This window comes from Clostridium beijerinckii (assembly GCF_018223745.1).
GTDB lineage: Bacteria > Bacillota > Clostridia > Clostridiales > Clostridiaceae > Clostridium > Clostridium beijerinckii.
This window is the reverse complement of record NZ_CP073653.1, coordinates 347,775-366,675: the sequence shown is the minus strand read 5'-3', so window position 1 is coordinate 366,675 and position 18,901 is coordinate 347,775. Positions and strand designations below refer to the sequence as shown.

Below are 18,901 nucleotides of genomic sequence, written 5' to 3'. Positions count from 1 at the left end.
CTTCTAGTATATAAATTTTGTATAAAGTTGCATTGCTATGATTTTCATAAGCTTAAACGTTAAACATATAATATAAAATACTTTTTAAAATTGCATAGATATGTTAATGGCTATTAAGCACTTTATTTTTTTAATACTAAAAAGCAAAATAGAGAAAGTACTTATAAGCACTTTCTCTATTTATTAAATTAAATATTTATAATTCTTTAATTTATATATTTTAGTACATTCCGTCCATTCCCATTCCTGGAGCACCTGGCATTGGTGTTTCCTTTGCTGGAATATCAGCAACTGCTGCTTCTGTTGTTAAGAATGTTGAAGCAACTGAAGCTGCGTTTTGAAGCGCAGATCTAGTAACCTTAGTTGGGTCTACTATTCCACCTTTTATCATATTGATATATTCTCCATGTAATGCATCATATCCTATTCCTGGTTCACTATTCTTAACTTTTTCAATTATTACTGAACCTTCTACACCTGCATTAGTAGCTATTTGTCTTACTGGTTCTTCTAATGATTTAACTATTATATTGATACCAATTTGTGTATCAGCAACATCTGAAGTTAATTTTGCAACTTCGTTTATTACATTAACATAAGCAGTTCCACCACCTGCTACTATTCCTTCTTCAACAGCAGCCTTAGTTGCAGCTAATGCGTCTTCTATTCTAAGTTTCTTTTCTTTTAATTCTGTTTCAGTTGCTGCACCAACTTTAATTACTGCAACACCTCCAGCTAATTTAGCCAATCTTTCTTGTAATTTTTCTTTATCAAATTCTGAAGAAGTTTCTTCTATTTGAGCTTTAATTTGGTTAATTCTTTCTTTTATTGCATTAGAATCACCTTTACCATTAACTATAACAGTGTTTTCTTTACTTACTTTAACACTATCAGCTGTACCTAGCATATCGATAGTAACATCCTTTAATTCTCTGCCTAATTCTTCAGCTATTACTGTTCCACCAGTTAATGTTGCAATATCTTGTAACATTTCTTTTCTTCTATCTCCAAATCCTGGTGCCTTAACAGCTACGCAAGTAAATGTTCCTCTTAATTTATTAACTACTAATGTAGCCATTGCTTCTCCTTCAATGTCTTCAGCAATAATTAATAACTTTTTACCAGATTGAACTATTTGTTCAAGCACTGGTAATATTTCTTGTATGTTAGAAATTTTCTTATCAGTTATTAATATATATGGATTTTCTAAAACAGCTTCCATTTTTTCAGTATCTGTAGCCATGTAAGGTGATACGTATCCTCTATCGAATTGCATACCTTCTACAACATCTAATTCTGTTCCCATTGATTTAGATTCTTCTATAGTAATAACACCTTCGTTACCAACCTTCTCCATAGCATCTGCTATTAACTTACCAACTTCTTCATCAGCAGCTGAGATTGCAGCAACTCTAGCTATATCTTCTTTTCCATCTACTTGCTTAGAAATCTTTTGGATTTCTTCAACAGCTTTATCTACAGCCATTTTAATACCTGTTCTAATTAGAATTGGATTAGCTCCAGCTGTAACATTCTTTAGACCTTCTCTAATTATTGCTTGAGCAAGTAATGTTGCAGTTGTAGTTCCATCTCCTGCTACATCATTAGTCTTTGTTGCAACTTCTTTAACTAATTGAGCACCCATGTTTTCATATGGATCTTCTAATTCTATTTCTCTTGCAATTGAAACACCGTCATTTGTAATTAATGGTGCACCAAATTTTTTATCTAAAACAACATTTCTTCCCTTAGGTCCTAAAGTCACTTTAACTGTATCTGCTAATTTATCCACACCTATTTGCATAGATCTTCTTGCATCTTCTCCGAATTTTAACATCTTAGCCATTTATATTACACGCTCCTTATATATGTTATTTATTATCGTTTCTAATTGAATTTCTTTTTTATATTTAAATATCGAGTTATGAACACTTTAACTATTCAACTATTGCTAGAATATCATCTTGCTTTAATATAGTATATTCTTCGCCATCAACCTTTACTTCTGTTCCAGCATATTTTGAATATAATACTTTATCTCCAACTTTTACTTCCATAGCCACTCTATTTCCGTCTACAACAGCTCCAGGTCCTACTGCAACCACTTCTGCTTCTTGTGGTCTTTCCTTTGCAGTACCAGTTAAGACTATTCCACTCTTAGTCTTTTCTTCTGCCTCTAATTTTTTAATTACTACTCTTTCACCAAGTGGTTTAATGTTCATGAAAAAACCCTCCTTAAAATATATATTATCATTTCATTTATTTTCTGTTAGCACTCATCATTGTCGAGTGCTAACATAATTATAATATCCTTTATATCCATATAATTCAAACATTGCTTCTAATATTATATCCCATTTTTCAGCGAATATTACTCCTTATCTCAAAATATATCGCATTTACTTAAATTTTCTCCATATTATTATTAATATTATGAATTTTTAAAATAATAAAAAAACTCTAACCAAATAAACATATTACTGATTAGAGTTTTTATGACATTATATAGAGAATAAAGCTCTTAAATTTCATAAATAATTTTAAATTCTAAATACCTCATTGCCTAGAGCACCTATATAATAATAGAATTTTTAATTACTTAATTATATTTCAAAATCAAGATTCATATTATCTTTCTAAGTTTATTTCATTGTATTCGTCTAATGTCGTATTAGCTAATACACTCTTAGTACTTGTTTGCTGATTTAATTTTGTAAATGGCGCTTTAGCCTTCATTACTGATACAATTTTAGCTGCCCCATTTATACAGCCACCTTCGCACATCATTCCTTCAATAAAGTTTCCTTGTAACTTTCCAACCTTAGCCATTGTCATAGTCTTTTTAATTTCTACTCCGCCTGAGATCTTTACTGGCTTAAAGTCAATATTAACACCTTTTTCTTGCACATAGTTCTCTATAGCAGCAGTTAATCCACCACCTACAGCAAAATTTCTACCAAATATTGAAGCTCCATCAACTACTATATCTTCACAAGTTGTAGGATCAACTCCAAACGCATCAAATAAGGCTACTAATTCTTCAAACGTTAATGCATAATCTATAGCATCTTTTATTGATTCTATCAGAACCTCGCTTTTTTTAGCTGTGCAAGGCCCTATAAATATCACTTTTGCATCTTTATCTTTAGATTTTATATATCTACCCGTTGCTACCATCGGTGAAACTGTCCCTGAAATTTTATTAGCTTGATCTGGCATCATTTTTTCAATATAGCTTAGGAATCCTGGACAACATGAATTTGTCATGTAGCTATCCCCATTTTCCATTCTCTCAACAAACTCATTACTTTCATGTACAGTAACTGCATCTGCTCCACATGCAGCTTCTACCATATCTTCAAAGCCTAATGCCTTAATTGCATTCTTAACTTGTCCATAAGTTGTTTTAGGCCCAAATTGCCCTGTTATTGCTGGTGCAACTACAGCATAAATTTTTTCTTCTTTATCCATCAATCTATTAATAACTTTAACTAATGAGCTTTTGTCTTCTATAGCTCCAAATGGACATGCTGACATGCATGCACCACAGTTTACACATTTACTTTCTGTAATTTCAGCACTCAAATCTTCTGCATTATAGCTTAATGCACCTGTTGGACATGACTTCTTACAAGGTCTCATGTCTTCTGCAACCGCATCATACGGACATGCCTTTTTACACATTCCACATTCCTTACATTTATCTGGATCTATATAAGCTCTTCCATCAACATATGTAATTGCTCCAAAATTACACGCACTTTGACACTTATGAGCTATACAATTTCTACATGCATCAGTAACTTGAAACTTCTTTGTTGGGCATCTATCACATGCTTCTTTTATAACATATAATATTTGTTTTTCTTCTTCTATATCAACTAAATCTTGTCCATGTTTGCCTGTTGGTTTAAATCCTGCTGCAAGTTTTGCTCTCTCTAATACTACATTTCTTTCTCGTTCAACTGAATCTCTATACTTAGGTTCTTCTCCTACAATCATAGCATAAGGAATTTTTTCTATTTCCTCTTTACTAATATTATTTTCTTTTGCTAATACAGCAACTCTAGTAAGAACCTCGTGTTTTAAAGCTAGAAGTTGATTCTCAAACTGAAACATTACACACACTCTCCCATGAATAATTTTTATCTTACATTTATAATACAAAATAATTATAGCATACTCTTGTTAAAATTATAACAAATATTATATAATTTAAATTTTCTAAATTTTCTTAATATACGTTCTATTTTCATATGTATATAGTGATATTTCTTAACTAGTTTAGTTAAAATTTTTTCTTGTATTTCCACTTCTTTTCGAATATGTTTATTTACCTTATATTAGTTATATCAAGGGATTTATATTATATTTATATTATTGCATCAATGATAAATTATTAACATTATTGAATATATTAATCTGACATTTTTGACGAAATAAAAAGTCTAGGAAATAAAATCCTAGACTTTTCATTATATATTAACCTTTTTAATCCACTCTATACATTTATCTTATTTTCCCTCGCATAATAAAATAAATATTGCTGTGCAAAACCTGCTAATTTACCAAACTTGTTCCTTCCAAAAATTCTAATCTTATTTAGAGATGCATCCTCTGCCCCATAAAAATGAATCATCGCACGTTTAACCCATACATCTACTGGAAATGCTGAAGTCTTTTCCATTGAAAATAACATTATACAGTCAGCTACCTTTGAACCAACACCTTTAAATTCTTGAAGTGCATTATGACATTCATCATCATCTAAATTTTTAATATAATCCAGATCATACTTTATATATTCATTTGCATCATTTGTTTTTAAGTTCCCTTTTCCACTCTTAGAATTATACACATTTTTTATTGTATCAAATATGTATTTACTTCTGAAAGATGCTCCTGTCTCCTGTATTTCTTCTAATGTAGCATCTTTTATTTCATCTATATTGGGAAACGCATAGTAAGTTTTATCCTTATAAATAATTTCTTTTCCCCATTTATTAGATATTTTATTTACAGTCTTCTTTATTGATGGTATATTATTTCGAGCTGAAATAATAAAGCTAAGCAACATTTCAAATGGGTCTTGATTCAAGACTCTAACACCATATCCAAATTCAATACTTTGTTTAAGCAAAACATCTTTTGAAAGTTCATCTTTTATAACTGAGTAATCTCTATCTAAATCAAAATACTTAAGCCAAATATTTTGAAAATCTTCCTTTGTAGAATTATAAATTATTACGTCATTTCCCTCTTCTTTAACTTCAATTAATCTTCCAAACGCAATTACAATAAAATCATTTTCTGCTACCTCTTCAAACCTAAAAATTTGTCCGCACTCAAATATATGTTTTAATTTAAAATTTCTTAATTCTTTTATTATTAAATAATTATCATAAAATTCTACAGATTTATAATCCATTTTATTATCCGTCTCCCTTACAGTATAAAATTATTTAGTTTGCATCATCTCATAATCTAATATGCATATTGATGAACCCTACTCTTTGATTATGAATATTCAAAATATATTTTTATCTTTTTAGTAAAATCATTGATAAACATAATATCATATCAACCTTAGTTTTAACTTATTTCATTCATATATTCTTCTTTAAATAATATATTCTACACTAAAGTTTTTTTCTAAAGATTATGTCACAGTTTATATTGCCCATTTTCTGATGTGTACCACCTATATCATATTTTTTAACTATTTATTTTTTTAATATCCAATATTCAATTAAATTATACAATTAATCTTAAGAAAATAGTTATTATTTAATATATTATATCACTTACTTAACAGTAATAAAATGTTTTGTTGAATTTTACAATATTCTTTAGTTTAAACTTATTTATGTAATCTAGTAGTTATTTATATATTTCCCTAAAAATAAAAAAACCCAAGCATAAACTTGAGTTTTTCCATATATTCATGATATTATTTAGAATAATCATAGAATCCTTTTCCTGATTTTCTTCCAAGCCATCCAGCTCTAACATATTTTCTTAATATGCTACTAGCTCTGTACTTGTTATCACCTGTTTCAGTGAATAAAACATCCATGATAGCTAAGCAAACGTCTAATCCAATAAGATCTCCTAAAGCTAAAGGTCCCATTGGATGGTTAGCACCATATTTCATAGCTGTATCAATATCTTCAACTGAAGCTATTCCTTCTTGTAGGATAAATGAAGCTTCGTTAATCATTGGGATTAATATTCTGTTTACAACGAATCCTGGAGCTTCTGCAACTTCTACTGGTTCTTTTCCAATAGCAACTGATAATTCCTTAACAGCATCAAAAGTTTCTTGAGAAGTAGCTATTCCTTTAATAATTTCAACAAGCTTCATTACTGGAGCTGGATTAAAGAAATGCATTCCGATAACTTTATCAGGTCTCTTTGTAGCTGAAGCAACTTCAGTAATTGATAAAGATGAAGTGTTTGAAGCTAAAATCGCTTCTGGCTTACAAATTCCATCTAATTCAGCGAAGATTTCCTTCTTAATTTTCATGTTTTCGATTGCAGCTTCAACTACTAAATCACAGTCAGCAGCTAATTTCATATCAGTTGTTCCTGAAATTCTTGAAAGTATAGCTTCTTTATCTTCTTCAGACATTTTTCCTTTAGCAACTTGCTTTTCTAATCCTTTAGTGATTCCAGCTATTCCTCTGTCAACAAATTCTTCCTTTATGTCTCTTACAATTACTTCACAACCTTTTTGAGCGAATGCTTGAACGATACCAGCACCCATTGTTCCTGCTCCAAGTACAAAAATCTTTTTCATAAATTATTCCTCCTCTAAATCTTTTCATTATAGATATCCTTAGCTAAAATATATATTTTAACTAAGGATTAACTTCATAATTATCTAATTGTTACTTATTGAATAATATTGTTAATTAATTATCTTTAATGTTACATTATTAACTTTCAATAGTACAATCTAACAAAAACATATCTAAATTAACCGAATAATTATTCAGCGCTCTTTATTTCTTTAACTTGAGCTATTAATTCTGGTACTACTTTAGTAAGATCACCAACTATTGCATAGTCAGCAATTTTCATTATTGGAGCTGAATCATCTTTATTTACAGCAATGATTAAATCTGAATCTTGCATACCAGCAACGTGTTGGATAGCTCCAGAAATACCACAAGCTATATATATTTGAGGTCTAACAGTCTTACCAGTTTGACCTACTTGATATGCTCCATCAATCCATCCTTTTTCTACAGCTGCTCTTGATCCAGCCACAGTTCCGCCTAGAGCTTCTGCTAATTCTTTAAGTAATTGGAAGTTTTCTTTGTTTCCAACTCCTCTACCACCTGATACAATGAAATCTGCTTCAGCTATATCAACGATATCTTTCTTAGCTTTTATAGTTTCTAAAACTTTAGTTCTTACATCGCTATCTTCTAATTTAACATCAACTTTTTCAATTTTACATTTAGATGGATCAGTTGTAATCTTTGCAAATACTCCTGGTCTTACTGTTGCCATTTGTGGTCTATGTTCTGGACAAGCAATTGTAGCCATTAGGTTACCACCAAATGCTGGTCTTGTAGCTAAAAGATCGCCATTTGTGACATCAACGTCAATTGATGTACAGTCTGCTGTTAATCCTGTTGATAATCTAGCAGCTATTCTTGGACCTAAATCTCTTCCGATGAAAGTAGCTCCTACGAATAATATTCCTGGTTTTCTTTCATTTGCTAAATCACAAATAACTTTTGTGTAAGCATCAGTTGTATAGTGTTCTAAGTTTTTATCATCAGCAACTAAAACTTCATCTGCACCGTGCTCTGCTAAAGTTTTTGCTAATCCTTCTATGTTGCTACCTAATAATAAAGCTGTAAGATTTACTCCTAATTCATCAGCAATTCTTCTACCTTCACCAAGTAGTTCTAAAGATACTTTTTGTAATTCGCCTTCTCTTTGTTCAGCAAAGACCCAAACGCCTTTGTAATCTGCTATATTCATAATAAATTACCCTCCTATTATCTTAGATGTAGTGTTTTTCTTTTAATTTTCCTACAACATAGTATGCTGCATTTTTAGGTGCTTCTCTTACTATTTCTCCTGCACCTTTAACTTCCTTAGTCATTGACTTCTTAACCTTTGTAGGTGAGCCTTTAAGCCCTAATTCAGCTACATCTACATCTATATCAGCTGCGCTCATAACTTTGATTTCATCATCTGAAGTTTCGAATATATCTACAACATTCATATATCTAGTTTCATTTAATTCTTCGATTGCAGTTAATAGACATGGAGTTTTAACTTCTACTACTTGATGTCCATCTTCTAGTGCTCTATTTACTATTAATGTATTTCCTTCAACTTTAACGTCTTGAACGTAAGTTACTTGAGGAATGTTTAAATGTTCTGCTATTTCTGGTCCTACTTGTGCAGTATCTCCATCAATCGCTTGTCTTCCAGCAAATACCAAATCATAATCTAATTTAGCTATTACTCCTGCAAGTGCCTTTGAAGTTGCTAATGTATCTGCTCCCCCAAGTGCTCTATCTGTTAATAGGACAGCTTCATCAGCTCCCATACATAATGCTTCTCTTAAAACCGCTTTAGCCATTGGAAGTCCCATACTTATTACAGTAACTTTTCCTCCAACTTTTTCTTTTAATTGTAATGCACCTTCTAAAGCGTGTTTATCCTCTGGATTCATTATTGATGGAACACCATCTCTTATTAATGTACCAGTTTTAGGATCAATTTTTACTGCTGTAGTATCTGGAACTTGTTTTACACAAACTACTATATTCATTCTAAAAGTCCTCCTATCTTAAAATGCTTCCTGCGATAACCATCTTTTGAACTTCTGAAGTTCCTTCGTAGATTTCGCATATTTTAGCATCTCTCATCATTCTTTCTACTGGGTATTCTTTAGTGTAACCATATCCACCAAAGATTTGAACTGCTTTAGTTGTAACTTCCATTGCAACATCTGCAGCAAATAATTTAGCTCTTGCAGCATCCACTGAGTAAGGCTCACCAGCTTGCTTCTTTGTTGCAGCTAGGTATACTAAGTATTTAGCAGCTTGGATTTTAACATCCATTTCAGCTATATACCATTGTAATCCTTGGAATGCTGATAATGGTTTATTAAACTGTTTTCTTTCTTTCATATAGTTAACAGCTTCTTCAAAAGCTCCTTCTGCAATACCTAAAGCTTGAGCAGCTATACCAATTCTTCCTCCATCAAGAGTTTTCATTGCTATACCAAATCCCTTACCTTCTTTGCTAAGTAGGTTTTCTTTTGGTACTATGCAGTTTTCCATAACTAACTCAGTAGTTGAAGATGCTCTGATCCCCATCTTGTTTTCTAATTTTCCTATTGAGAATCCTGGGAATGACTTTTCTACTATGAATGCAGAAATTCCTTTTGTTCCTTGACTCTTATCAGTCATAGCAAATATTATGAAAGTTTCAGCAACTCCACCATTTGTTATGAAGATTTTTGAACCATTTAATACATAATGGTCTCCTTCTAATACAGCAGTTGTTTGTTGTCCTGCAGCATCTGTACCAGCGCCTGGTTCTGTTAATCCGAAAGCACCGATTTTCTTACCACTACAAAGATCTGGCAAATATTTTGCTCTTTGTTCGTTAGTTCCATTTTCATTAATTACTGATGCACATAATGATGTATGCGCTGAAAGAATAACTCCTGTAGTACCACAAACTTTTGATAATTCTTCCACAGCTATTATATATGAAAGAACATCTCCGCCTGCTCCACCAAATTCTTTAGAAAATGGGATACCCATCATTTTAAGCTTAGCCATTTTTTCAACGTTTTCCATAGGGAATCTTTCTGATTCGTCGATTTCAGCAGCTATTGGCTTAACTTCATTTACTGCGAATTCTCTAACCATTTGTTGTACTAATTGTTGTTCTCTAGTTAATTGGAAATTCATTAAATTACCCTCCTTGTTAATTAAACCTATTTGATACAAACTATATATAAATCTCTAATAGATTTTTAACTAATTATTAAAAAATTATTTATTTTGAAAATTCTTTTCTGCTCTTCTTTCTAAGAACGCAGTCATTCCTTCTGTTTGATCTTCTGTTGCAAAGCACTTTCCAAAGTCTTCTGCTTCTATTAATATAGCTGCATCTATATCAACTTGCATTCCTCTGTCTATAGCATCTTTACAATATGCAACTGCTTTTGGAGCATTAGCTGCAATCTTGTTAGCCATTGCTTTTGCTTCTTCCATCAATTTTTCTAATTCAACTACTTTATTAACTAAACCTATTCTATAAGCTTCTTCTGCATTTATAAGGTCACAAGTATAAATTAATTCTTTAGCTTTTCCTGGCCCTACAATTCTAGCTAATCTTTGAGTTCCACCAAATCCTGGAGTTATTCCAAGTCCTGCTTCTGGTTGACCAAATTTAGCTTTAACTGAAGCTATTCTTATGTCACATGACATAGCAAGTTCACATCCACCACCAAGAGCAAATCCTGATATAGCTGCGATAACTGGCTTATCCAATTTTTCTAATCTTCTGAAGACATTGTTTCCTAAAATACCAAATTCTTTACCTTGTTCTTCATTAAGATCTTTCATTTCTGAAATATCTGCTCCAGCAACAAAAGATTTCTCACCAGCACCTGTAACTATAACTGCATACACATTGTTGTCTGCTTCTAAATCATCTAAAACAACATTTAAATCTTTTAGTGTTTCTGAATTCAATGCATTTAATGCCTTTGGTCTATTGATTGTAACAATAGCTAAATGCCCTTCTTTTTCAAGAATAACATTTTTTAATTCCATTCTAAGGACCTCCTTCAAACTTGCTTATTTTTTTAATTTTCACACTATTTTTTATATTTTTTATCCTAATTGTTAATAATATAACAAATAAGTCTAAAAAAATATCAAGACTTCACGCCTCAATTAAAATTATAATACGTTCCTAGATTATTTGCAATAAAATATTGCGTTATTAATATAAGTTTTTAAGTATATGAAAAAAATAACTGATCAAAGGTATATATCTATTTTCATGCCAAACAGAGAAGAAAACTTTATTCATGTAAAGCTTTTGCATAAATTTTTCTTAAATCTATTTCTAAAAACAAATATATATATTTAATCTGTTATTTTTTGAACAAGCTTTAAATAATATATTGCAATATTTATTATATTTTTAACCTTCACTCTCATTTAATAAATAAATTAAAGTCAATAAGCTTTCACTTAGATGTACATTTTCTACTTTCACATGATCTGGAACTACTAAATCTACAGGTGCAAAATTCCAAATTGCTCTTACTCCCCCCCTTATTAATTCATCAGCAACAACTTGAGCATTTTTTCTAGGAACACAAATTATACCAATATCTATTTTATGTTCTTCTAGTACGGATTCCATTTCGTCTATATCCATTATTTCTACATCTCTGATTTTCATTCCTATTAATTTAGGATTTGCATCAAATATTGCTGTTATTTTAAATCCTAAATTTTCAAATCTAGAATAATTCGAAACTGCTTGCCCTATATTTCCAGCACCAACCAGTGCAGCTTCATAACCTCTGTCTAATCCCAATATAGCGCTAATTTGGGTATATAGTTCCTTAACATTATATCCATAACCTTGTTGTCCAAAATCTCCAAAACAATTTAAATCTTGTCTAATTTGTGATGCAGTAAATCCAATCTTTTCTCCTAATTCTTTTGAAGAAATTCTATCCACCTCATTTTTCATAAGTTCTTCAAGATATCTATGATACTTAGGCAACCTTTTGATAACTGCCATCGATATATTTTTATGCTTTTCCATATCTACTTTCTCCTATTTCAATACTTTTATATTTTTCGACCCTATAATATTTATATCAAATTAAATTATATAACTACTATTTAGACTTTTAGTAATTATGATTAGTCTATTTATTAACAATCAATTTTAAAATTATATTCACATTGTTAAATTTTAATTAATTGCTATAATTTATAATTCTACCATATTTCTATATTTTTATGTCAAGCTTAATTAAATTATTTATTCAAAAGTGCCTATAAATTTAAAATTTCTCTTGATAAGCAACAGAAGTCTCTAGAAAACTCACTGCTATGAAATTTTACTTTTTTATATTTTGACCACTTTTTTTAATTTAAACCGCTTTATTTTTAACCTTTTCTATATAATAACAATATCAATACTTAAACATGTGTTCAAGAATTTTATTTTAACATTGCGATTTTTGTTTATATTAAATAATATCTTTATAAAATTTTATACCTTTTAACAAAATCAAAAAAATATTTCAAAATAATTTTTCAACCATTTTGAAATATTTCTTATCTTAAGAAATTAAATTACTTTAATTACCTTATTTTCATTGATAAACACATTGTTCAATATCATATTTAATACGCTATCGCAAACATAATACGAAAAGGTTAAATCATTATAATAATTTATAGTTCCATCATATTGCTTCTGTAGCTGCATTATAAACTCTTCTATATTACTTGAATCTACATGTGTATTTATAATTCCTGTCGGATCAAACGACTTAGCTACCTTAGCTAAATTTTTCTCATACATCATATGATGTTTTACAGCGCTCGTACTCTTAAATTCCCATCTATAATAGTGTGGTGCACAGAAAAAATCACATAAAAAGTGACATATTACTCCAAGCTCTTCACTAAACTTACCAATTGTCATATCATAGTATATTTCTTCCAATGATAATGATGATAAATGTATAATCTTTTCAATAATCATATTTATACTTTCATTAAAATAATGCTTCTTAAATTTATATTTAGGCGCACAATCAGGTTTCACGTTCCCCCATATAAATCTTTTATTATTAATTAAATAAATACTCTTTGTATTAGCATATTTTATAATATTTTCTGCCATAATCTTGTGAGTATTGATCATCAATGCTTGATCACATCCTCTGCATATTAAATTTTATATTTTATGAAACCCTCATTTAGGCGTTTCGTTATTTTTTATAAATTAAATTTGTTTTGTATACTTATAATAATACTCTAGATTCAAATTTACAACACTTTATTAATCGATTTCTTCAAGTATTATATGTACTAATACCCAAGAATATCAAAGCTCATAACGTATTAAACTATATTAGTAAAAATATTAGTTTAATATAGTTTAGGCATACATTTCATATGTTTTCCTTATATACTAACTCTAACTTGCACATGCTTTCTAAGTGCATCTCCAAAGATAAATAAGCTGCTTCAGTATCATTAAGATATATTGAAACAGCTTACTTACTATAGAAATTTATTATATTCTTTATTTTCGTTGAGCCTATTTAATAAATGTTTTATTTCCTGATCCTTATTTTTATCCATTACAAGAATAACATCTCCAGCATCTACTACAACTAAGTCTTTTATTCCAAACCCAATTATCAGGTTCTTGTCCCCAAATATGGAGCAATTCTCGCAATCGTCAATATAAACATTCTTAGATATACTATTATTTCTATAAGTGCTCAGTAGCCTACTTAAAGCGCCAAAACTTCCCATATCATCCCAACTAAAATCACATTTAATAACATAGGCTTTTCTAGTTCTTTGCATAACCCCAAAGTCTATAGAAATTCCGTCTATAAGTTCATATTGGTCTTTTATAACACTCTCTTCATTTTCCTCTCCTAAATTTTTATATATCTCCATCAGTGATTTATGCAATTTAGGCAAGTATTTTTCTATTTCTCTTAGTATAACGTCGGCCCTAAATATAAACATCCCAGAATTCCATAAATAAGTTCCTTTTAATATGAAATCTTTAGCTACCTCTGAATTTGGTTTTTCTGTAAACCTTGCAATTCTATAAGTTGGTATGCTTCCAGCAGTTCTTTCCCCCATTTCTATATATCCATATCCTGTTTCAGGTCTACTAGGTTCAATCCCAAGTGTAACGATACACCTTCTCCTATTTGCCATCTCTATTGCTTGTGATAAAGTATCTATATAATTCTTCTCACCCTGAATATAGTGATCTGATGGTAATACAACCATTACTGCATTAGCATCTTGTTTTAATAATTTTACTGCAGACAAACCTATACAAGTTGCAGTTTCTTTATTAGCAGGCTCTACAAAAATATTTTCCTCTCTAATTCCTATTAGTTCATCCTTAACTTTTTCTTTGTAGTCCATATTGGTTACAATATAAATATTATCCCTGTCTATTAATGGCATTATCCTATCAACAGTATTAACTAAGAAACTTTTATCGTTAATTAGCTTTAAAAATTGTTTTGGTTGATCGGCTCTTGATAGAGGATATAGTCTACTGCCCTTACCTCCAGCTAAAATCAGCCCGTATATCACGCATTTTCAACTCCATGTAATGATACTAGTTCATTATATGTCAAAATATTTGTATGTGTGAGTCTATAGTAAAAAGAACAATAAATTATTTCCCTTAAATGTTCTTCTTCCTGAATTATAGCCCCTCCATTGTGTTCCCTTCACCAACCAAGCTATAGAAATCTTTTGTAAATACATCTACTGCATTTTTAGTTGCATCATTTTTTATTAATCCTTCTACTACATCTGGTGCTGCTGTAACTGATCCAATTCCATACTTGCATAAATTCAAAACTTGTTGTGAATTTTTGAAGCTTGCAGCTAATACATCCGAATTTAATCCATGCATTTTAAACATGTCATGAATGTCTTTTGCAACTTGAACTCCATCAGCTCCCATATTATCAATCCTATTTACATAAGGTGCTGTATATCTTGCCCCTGCTTTTGCTGCCATGAATGCTTGCATCGAAGTATAAATAGCTGTTGCTGTAATATTTACATTTTCCTTACTTAATAATTTCATAGCTTTTATTCCTTCAGGTGTTACAGGAATTTTAATATAAGTGTCCTTTCCAAGTACTTCAATCATATGTTGTGCTTCATCAACCATTTTTTCAGCAGTTAACGATACAACTTGAGCATGTAATTGTGCCCCTTCTGGTAAAAATTCTCTAATTGCTTTTAATACCTCCATAGGATTTCCACCTTGTTTTTTTAAAATAGATGGATTAGTTGTCACCCCATCACATGGGTAAAATTCATAAATCCTTTTAATTTCATCTAAGTTTGCATCATCAATTAACATTAACATTTTTTCTTCTCCCTCTCTCTTTTTAATTTCTATATTTAAATTAAGTAAATGCGTTATAAATACTATAAAACAATACTCCTATTCCAAGAATATATATTCTTATATTGTAATATTCTAAACAATATATATTCTTAAGAATTTTAGAACTTTAGAATAAAAACATTTTTATTTATACCTTTTTATTCAGCAATCAATGAATATCCGAAACAACTACTTAACTAAATTTCTTATTCCTGCTGAATAAGCTATATCATAAAATTCCTCCATTTGAGTCTCAGTATACATTTTAGGATTCTCTTCAAAACAATAATCTAAATTATTGATTAAGTTGTATTTTGATTTTGCAAGTGGATTATAATTTAATAGTTCATACCTTACTTTTGAGTAAATGCTTGAAATATATCCACTTATATCATGAATATTAATTTTATTTGCTGTAAATTGAGGTATTAGCGGAGTTCTGATAATCACATTATCTTTCTTATTGCTTTCTAAAATAAACTTGATGTTCTTTTTGATTAGTTCATTACCTACGCCAGTAAAAATCTTATGCTTATCATTATCAAATACCTTTAAATCTGCAAAAATTGTATCTAGATACGGTAGCGCTTCTATTATATATTCAGTAGGGACGAATAAAGATGTTTCAATCGCTGTATTTATTCCAGCTTCTTTTAACATTTTAAGTAATACAACTACAAATTCTTTCTGGTACAATGGTTCTCCACCAGATAAAGTTACCCCACCGCCGTATTTAAAAAACGCTTTATCCTTCAGTGCTATTTCTATAACTTCATCTAAAGTATAATTTTTAGAATCCATAGTTAACGCACCAGTCGGACAAATATCTGTAACAATTTCATTTTGTTCATCTATACATTTATCTTGAACAACACATATTTTATTATTTTCTCGTATAACTGATTTATTAGAGCATTTTTTAACACATAGATCACAATTAATACATTTATTTTCAAAATGAATTAATTGTTCCTTTGGAGAAATACCTTCGGGATTTTGACACCAAACACATTTAAGCGGACATCCTTTTAAAAAAATCGTTGTTCTTATTCCCTCTCCATCATGTGTTGAAAATCTTCTTATATCAAAAATCTTTCCTGTTAAAGACGAATAATCTTTTTCCATAGGCTATATATCCCCATAACTTGTTCTTGCTATAATTTCATTTTGCAATTCTCCTGCAAGTTCAGTGAAATATGCTGTATATCCTGCTACACGTACAGTTAAACTACGATAATTTTCAGGATACTTTTGCGCTGCTAATAAATCTTCTTTACGTAAAACATTAAATTGAATATGTGGTATTTCTAAATCTACAAAGGTTCTTAAGAATCTTGCAAACTTATCCCGTCCAATCTCATGCTTAAAAAACTCAGGTAAGAACTTCATATTTAATAAACCACCATTAGTAGTTAATACATTATCTAATTTTGATACAGACTTTAAAACAGCAGTAGGTCCTGCAATATCTCTTCCATATACAGGTGACATACCACCGTCAGCTAAAGGTGCCTTTGCATATCTTCCATCTGCAGATGCTCCTACATTTTCACCCATTGGAACATGGGCAGATACTGTATACATTCCTGTATGATATTTACCTCCACGATAGTTTGTATAAGATTTAAGCTTTCCATTGAAATATCTTGCCCAATTAGCACCAATTTCATCTACCCATTGAATATCATTCCCGTATTTAGGTGCACGATTTAATAGCATAGCCCTTATCACTTCATATCCTTCAAAGTTATTTTGAAGAGCTTTTAACAATTCTTCTTTAGAAATTCTATTTTCATCATATACTAAAAGTTTTATTGCTGCCAAGCTATCCGCTAAATTTGCAACTTGTATCATTTGAATTCCTGACAGATTATATACTGCTCCACCTGCAGTAACATCTACACCTTTCTCAATGCAGTCGTCAATAACTGACGATAAGAATGGCGAAGGTAAAACATCTATGTGGGCTTTTTCAACTTGTTCACAAGCTAAAATCATTCTATCAATGAAATAATCTATTTGCTTAGCAAATGCTTCCTCTAAATCTTCATACTTTTCGTAAGTGGTTAGATTACCTAAGTCTTGAGACAATGAATCTCCTGAAATTAAGCATTTTCCACCATTTAGAGTGATCTCTAAAACCTTATTTAAATTGAACATTGCTGCATCACTCCAACCAAGATTATTACCTTGAGTTGTAAGCTCTACGCATCCAACAATTGCATAGTCTCTTGCATCTTTTTCTTTAATTCCTAAGTCTATCATAGACGGCACTACTGATTCATCATTAAAGAACTGTGGCATTCCACTGCCTTTTGCCACAACTTTTATGCTCTCTTTCAATAGTTTTTCTGATGTGTTCTTATGAAGTCTCACAGATAAGTTAGGTTGTGGCAGACCTAAATGTTCTTGAGCTTTTAGGAATAAGAAAGATAATTCATTTGAAAAATCATTACTCTTTTCATCTTGGCCACCAATTGCAATATTAAATCCTATAGGAAATCCTGCAAAAAATTTAGCACTATGAGAATTTCTTAAATAAACTATTTCATTAAACTTAAGCCAAAGACATTCAATTATTTCTAAAGCCTTTTTATCATCTATATTTCCAAGATGTATATCTCTTTTATAATATGGATATAAAAATTCATCCATTCTTCCTGGTGAGAATGATGATGCATTTGATTCCATATGAAGTATAACAAATAAAAACCAAATTGCTTGCACCGCCTCATGGAAAGTTTGTGCCGGCCTTCTAGAGATATTCTTACAAATCTCTGCAACTTGAAGCATATCTGCTACTAATTCTTCCTCGCAGATTGACTCAGCTTTTTCTTTCATTAAGTCATGGTATCTCATCATAAATTCTTGAGCACCTTCCATAACAATAATTACACTTTCATAAAATTCCTTACTTTCTTTTGTAGAATTCTTCATTTTTTCAATGGCTCTTTGCTTAATTCCTTCTGGGCCTAAAGCAAGCCACTCTCTGCAATTTGGACAAATATGCCCTTGAGCATGGTCTTTTTGATTTATTTTTACCACTTTTGCAATTTCATCAATTTCTTTTCCATATCTCTGTCTAATGACATTCTCTAATGAGTGTCCATCCCAATATGGTTTAATCACTTTTCGAAATGTTTCTATATCATTTAAATTCACATTAAATTTGTCTTGAGGTCTAGTTGGTAGAGATTCAAATTCTTTATCGATCCATGAGCTACCGCTCTCTGGAAAAACAACACCATATCTAACCCCTTTAGTACGGTTACCTACTATTAACTCTTCATCATCAACACCGATTTCTAATTTTGAAAGAGAATTCTTTAATGCTAATGCTCTTTTTATAATAACTGGCTTATCTTCATTCTCTTTATAAGTTTCAGTTATTATAAGTGCTTGTTCAATAGATGCATATCTTTTTTCGGATAACATCTTCTTCTTTAAATTTTCAATTCTTCGAGACATTATTAATTCATCCATTTCTCTTTCTCCTTTCTGCTTATTTATTATCATTTATTATTACTATATTCTTATTTTATATTATTTCAAATTATTTTTCAATGTATTTTTTATTATTTCATACAGTTTTATTAAAATAATATTGATTTATTTAAAGAAGATTATTTAATCTTAAACACCTAAAGGTTCAATTTCCTAACTTATTCTATAAATCATAGATTTTATATTATATTTATTAAAGTTC

15 protein-coding genes are annotated in these 18,901 nt (G+C 30.3%); all 15 read right to left on the bottom strand.

Annotation, left to right across the window (positions count from 1 at the left end; all coding sequences use genetic code 11):
* Window positions 1-220: 220 nt before the first annotated feature.
* The 15 genes from groL to KEC93_RS01675 all read right to left on the bottom strand — a co-directional run bounded on the left by groL (window position 221) and on the right by KEC93_RS01675 (window position 18,678).
* On the bottom strand, window positions 221-1,846 hold the full coding sequence (gene groL, locus KEC93_RS01745; protein WP_011967678.1) for a chaperonin GroEL: 1,626 nt from the start codon (window positions 1,844-1,846) through the stop codon (window positions 221-223).
* A 91-nt stretch (window positions 1,847-1,937) separates the two neighbouring features.
* Window positions 1,938-2,222 (bottom strand): co-chaperone GroES, encoded by a 285-nt coding sequence (gene groES / locus KEC93_RS01740; RefSeq protein ID WP_008427174.1) that lies wholly within the window; start codon window positions 2,220-2,222, stop codon window positions 1,938-1,940.
* Window positions 2,223-2,628: 406 nt separating this feature from the next.
* The gene (locus tag KEC93_RS01735; RefSeq protein ID WP_017209826.1) at window positions 2,629-4,119 is read right to left on the bottom strand and encodes a 4Fe-4S dicluster domain-containing protein; all 1,491 of its coding nucleotides are present in this window, start codon (window positions 4,117-4,119) and stop codon (window positions 2,629-2,631) included.
* A 382-nt stretch (window positions 4,120-4,501) separates the two neighbouring features.
* Window positions 4,502-5,428 (bottom strand): DNA-3-methyladenine glycosylase family protein, encoded by a 927-nt coding sequence (locus KEC93_RS01730; RefSeq protein ID WP_077870036.1) that lies wholly within the window; start codon window positions 5,426-5,428, stop codon window positions 4,502-4,504.
* Window positions 5,429-5,950: 522 nt separating this feature from the next.
* Window positions 5,951-6,799, bottom strand: coding sequence for a 3-hydroxybutyryl-CoA dehydrogenase (locus KEC93_RS01725; protein ID WP_011967675.1), 849 nt, complete (start codon window positions 6,797-6,799; stop codon window positions 5,951-5,953).
* Between the two features lie 191 nt (window positions 6,800-6,990).
* Window positions 6,991-7,998, bottom strand: a complete 1,008-nt coding sequence (locus KEC93_RS01720; RefSeq protein WP_012058265.1) for an electron transfer flavoprotein subunit alpha/FixB family protein — start codon at window positions 7,996-7,998, stop codon at window positions 6,991-6,993.
* A 22-nt stretch (window positions 7,999-8,020) separates the two neighbouring features.
* On the bottom strand, window positions 8,021-8,800 hold the full coding sequence (locus KEC93_RS01715; RefSeq protein ID WP_011967673.1) for an electron transfer flavoprotein subunit beta/FixA family protein: 780 nt from the start codon (window positions 8,798-8,800) through the stop codon (window positions 8,021-8,023).
* A 13-nt stretch (window positions 8,801-8,813) separates the two neighbouring features.
* A complete protein-coding gene (locus tag KEC93_RS01710; RefSeq protein WP_077870055.1) occupies window positions 8,814-9,953 on the bottom strand; it encodes an acyl-CoA dehydrogenase in 1,140 nt (379 codons plus the stop codon).
* 84 nt (window positions 9,954-10,037) lie between these two features.
* Window positions 10,038-10,823, bottom strand: a complete 786-nt coding sequence (locus KEC93_RS01705; RefSeq protein WP_011967671.1) for a short-chain-enoyl-CoA hydratase — start codon at window positions 10,821-10,823, stop codon at window positions 10,038-10,040.
* 376 nt (window positions 10,824-11,199) lie between these two features.
* The gene (locus tag KEC93_RS01700; RefSeq protein WP_017209928.1) at window positions 11,200-11,835 is read right to left on the bottom strand and encodes a redox-sensing transcriptional repressor Rex; all 636 of its coding nucleotides are present in this window, start codon (window positions 11,833-11,835) and stop codon (window positions 11,200-11,202) included.
* Window positions 11,836-12,369: 534 nt separating this feature from the next.
* Window positions 12,370-12,951, bottom strand: coding sequence for a zinc dependent phospholipase C family protein (locus KEC93_RS01695; protein WP_011967669.1), 582 nt, complete (start codon window positions 12,949-12,951; stop codon window positions 12,370-12,372).
* Window positions 12,952-13,313: 362 nt separating this feature from the next.
* Complete coding sequence (locus KEC93_RS01690) at window positions 13,314-14,381, bottom strand: mannose-1-phosphate guanylyltransferase (RefSeq protein WP_011967668.1); 1,068 nt, start codon at window positions 14,379-14,381, stop codon at window positions 13,314-13,316.
* A gap of 115 nt (window positions 14,382-14,496) precedes the next feature.
* Window positions 14,497-15,174, bottom strand: coding sequence for a transaldolase family protein (locus KEC93_RS01685; RefSeq protein ID WP_077869593.1), 678 nt, complete (start codon window positions 15,172-15,174; stop codon window positions 14,497-14,499).
* A 210-nt stretch (window positions 15,175-15,384) separates the two neighbouring features.
* Window positions 15,385-16,320, bottom strand: a complete 936-nt coding sequence (locus tag KEC93_RS01680; protein ID WP_023976416.1) for a glycyl-radical enzyme activating protein — start codon at window positions 16,318-16,320, stop codon at window positions 15,385-15,387.
* A gap of 3 nt (window positions 16,321-16,323) precedes the next feature.
* Complete coding sequence (locus KEC93_RS01675) at window positions 16,324-18,678, bottom strand: glycyl radical protein (RefSeq protein WP_023976417.1); 2,355 nt, start codon at window positions 18,676-18,678, stop codon at window positions 16,324-16,326.
* Between the last annotated feature and the right edge of the window lie 223 nt (window positions 18,679-18,901).

What these genes read in the sequence shown, in the direction of transcription:
- KEC93_RS01680 (WP_023976416.1), bottom strand. Translation starts at nt 16,320, where the DNA reads ATGGAAAAAGATTATTCGTCTTTAACAGGAAAGATTTTTGATATAAGA.
- KEC93_RS01705 (WP_011967671.1), bottom strand. Translation starts at nt 10,823, where the DNA reads ATGGAATTAAAAAATGTTATTCTTGAAAAAGAAGGGCATTTAGCTATT.
- KEC93_RS01725 (WP_011967675.1), bottom strand. Translation starts at nt 6,799, where the DNA reads ATGAAAAAGATTTTTGTACTTGGAGCAGGAACAATGGGTGCTGGTATC.
- KEC93_RS01695 (WP_011967669.1), bottom strand. Translation starts at nt 12,951, where the DNA reads ATGATCAATACTCACAAGATTATGGCAGAAAATATTATAAAATATGCT.
- KEC93_RS01730 (WP_077870036.1), bottom strand. Translation starts at nt 5,428, where the DNA reads ATGGATTATAAATCTGTAGAATTTTATGATAATTATTTAATAATAAAA.
- KEC93_RS01715 (WP_011967673.1), bottom strand. Translation starts at nt 8,800, where the DNA reads ATGAATATAGTAGTTTGTGTAAAACAAGTTCCAGATACTACAGCAGTA.
- groL (WP_011967678.1), bottom strand. Translation starts at nt 1,846, where the DNA reads ATGGCTAAGATGTTAAAATTCGGAGAAGATGCAAGAAGATCTATGCAA.
- groES (WP_008427174.1), bottom strand. Translation starts at nt 2,222, where the DNA reads ATGAACATTAAACCACTTGGTGAAAGAGTAGTAATTAAAAAATTAGAG.
- KEC93_RS01735 (WP_017209826.1), bottom strand. Translation starts at nt 4,119, where the DNA reads ATGTTTCAGTTTGAGAATCAACTTCTAGCTTTAAAACACGAGGTTCTT.
- KEC93_RS01700 (WP_017209928.1), bottom strand. Translation starts at nt 11,835, where the DNA reads ATGGAAAAGCATAAAAATATATCGATGGCAGTTATCAAAAGGTTGCCT.
- KEC93_RS01710 (WP_077870055.1), bottom strand. Translation starts at nt 9,953, where the DNA reads ATGAATTTCCAATTAACTAGAGAACAACAATTAGTACAACAAATGGTT.
- KEC93_RS01675 (WP_023976417.1), bottom strand. Translation starts at nt 18,678, where the DNA reads ATGGATGAATTAATAATGTCTCGAAGAATTGAAAATTTAAAGAAGAAG.
- KEC93_RS01685 (WP_077869593.1), bottom strand. Translation starts at nt 15,174, where the DNA reads ATGTTAATGTTAATTGATGATGCAAACTTAGATGAAATTAAAAGGATT.
- KEC93_RS01720 (WP_012058265.1), bottom strand. Translation starts at nt 7,998, where the DNA reads ATGAATATAGCAGATTACAAAGGCGTTTGGGTCTTTGCTGAACAAAGA.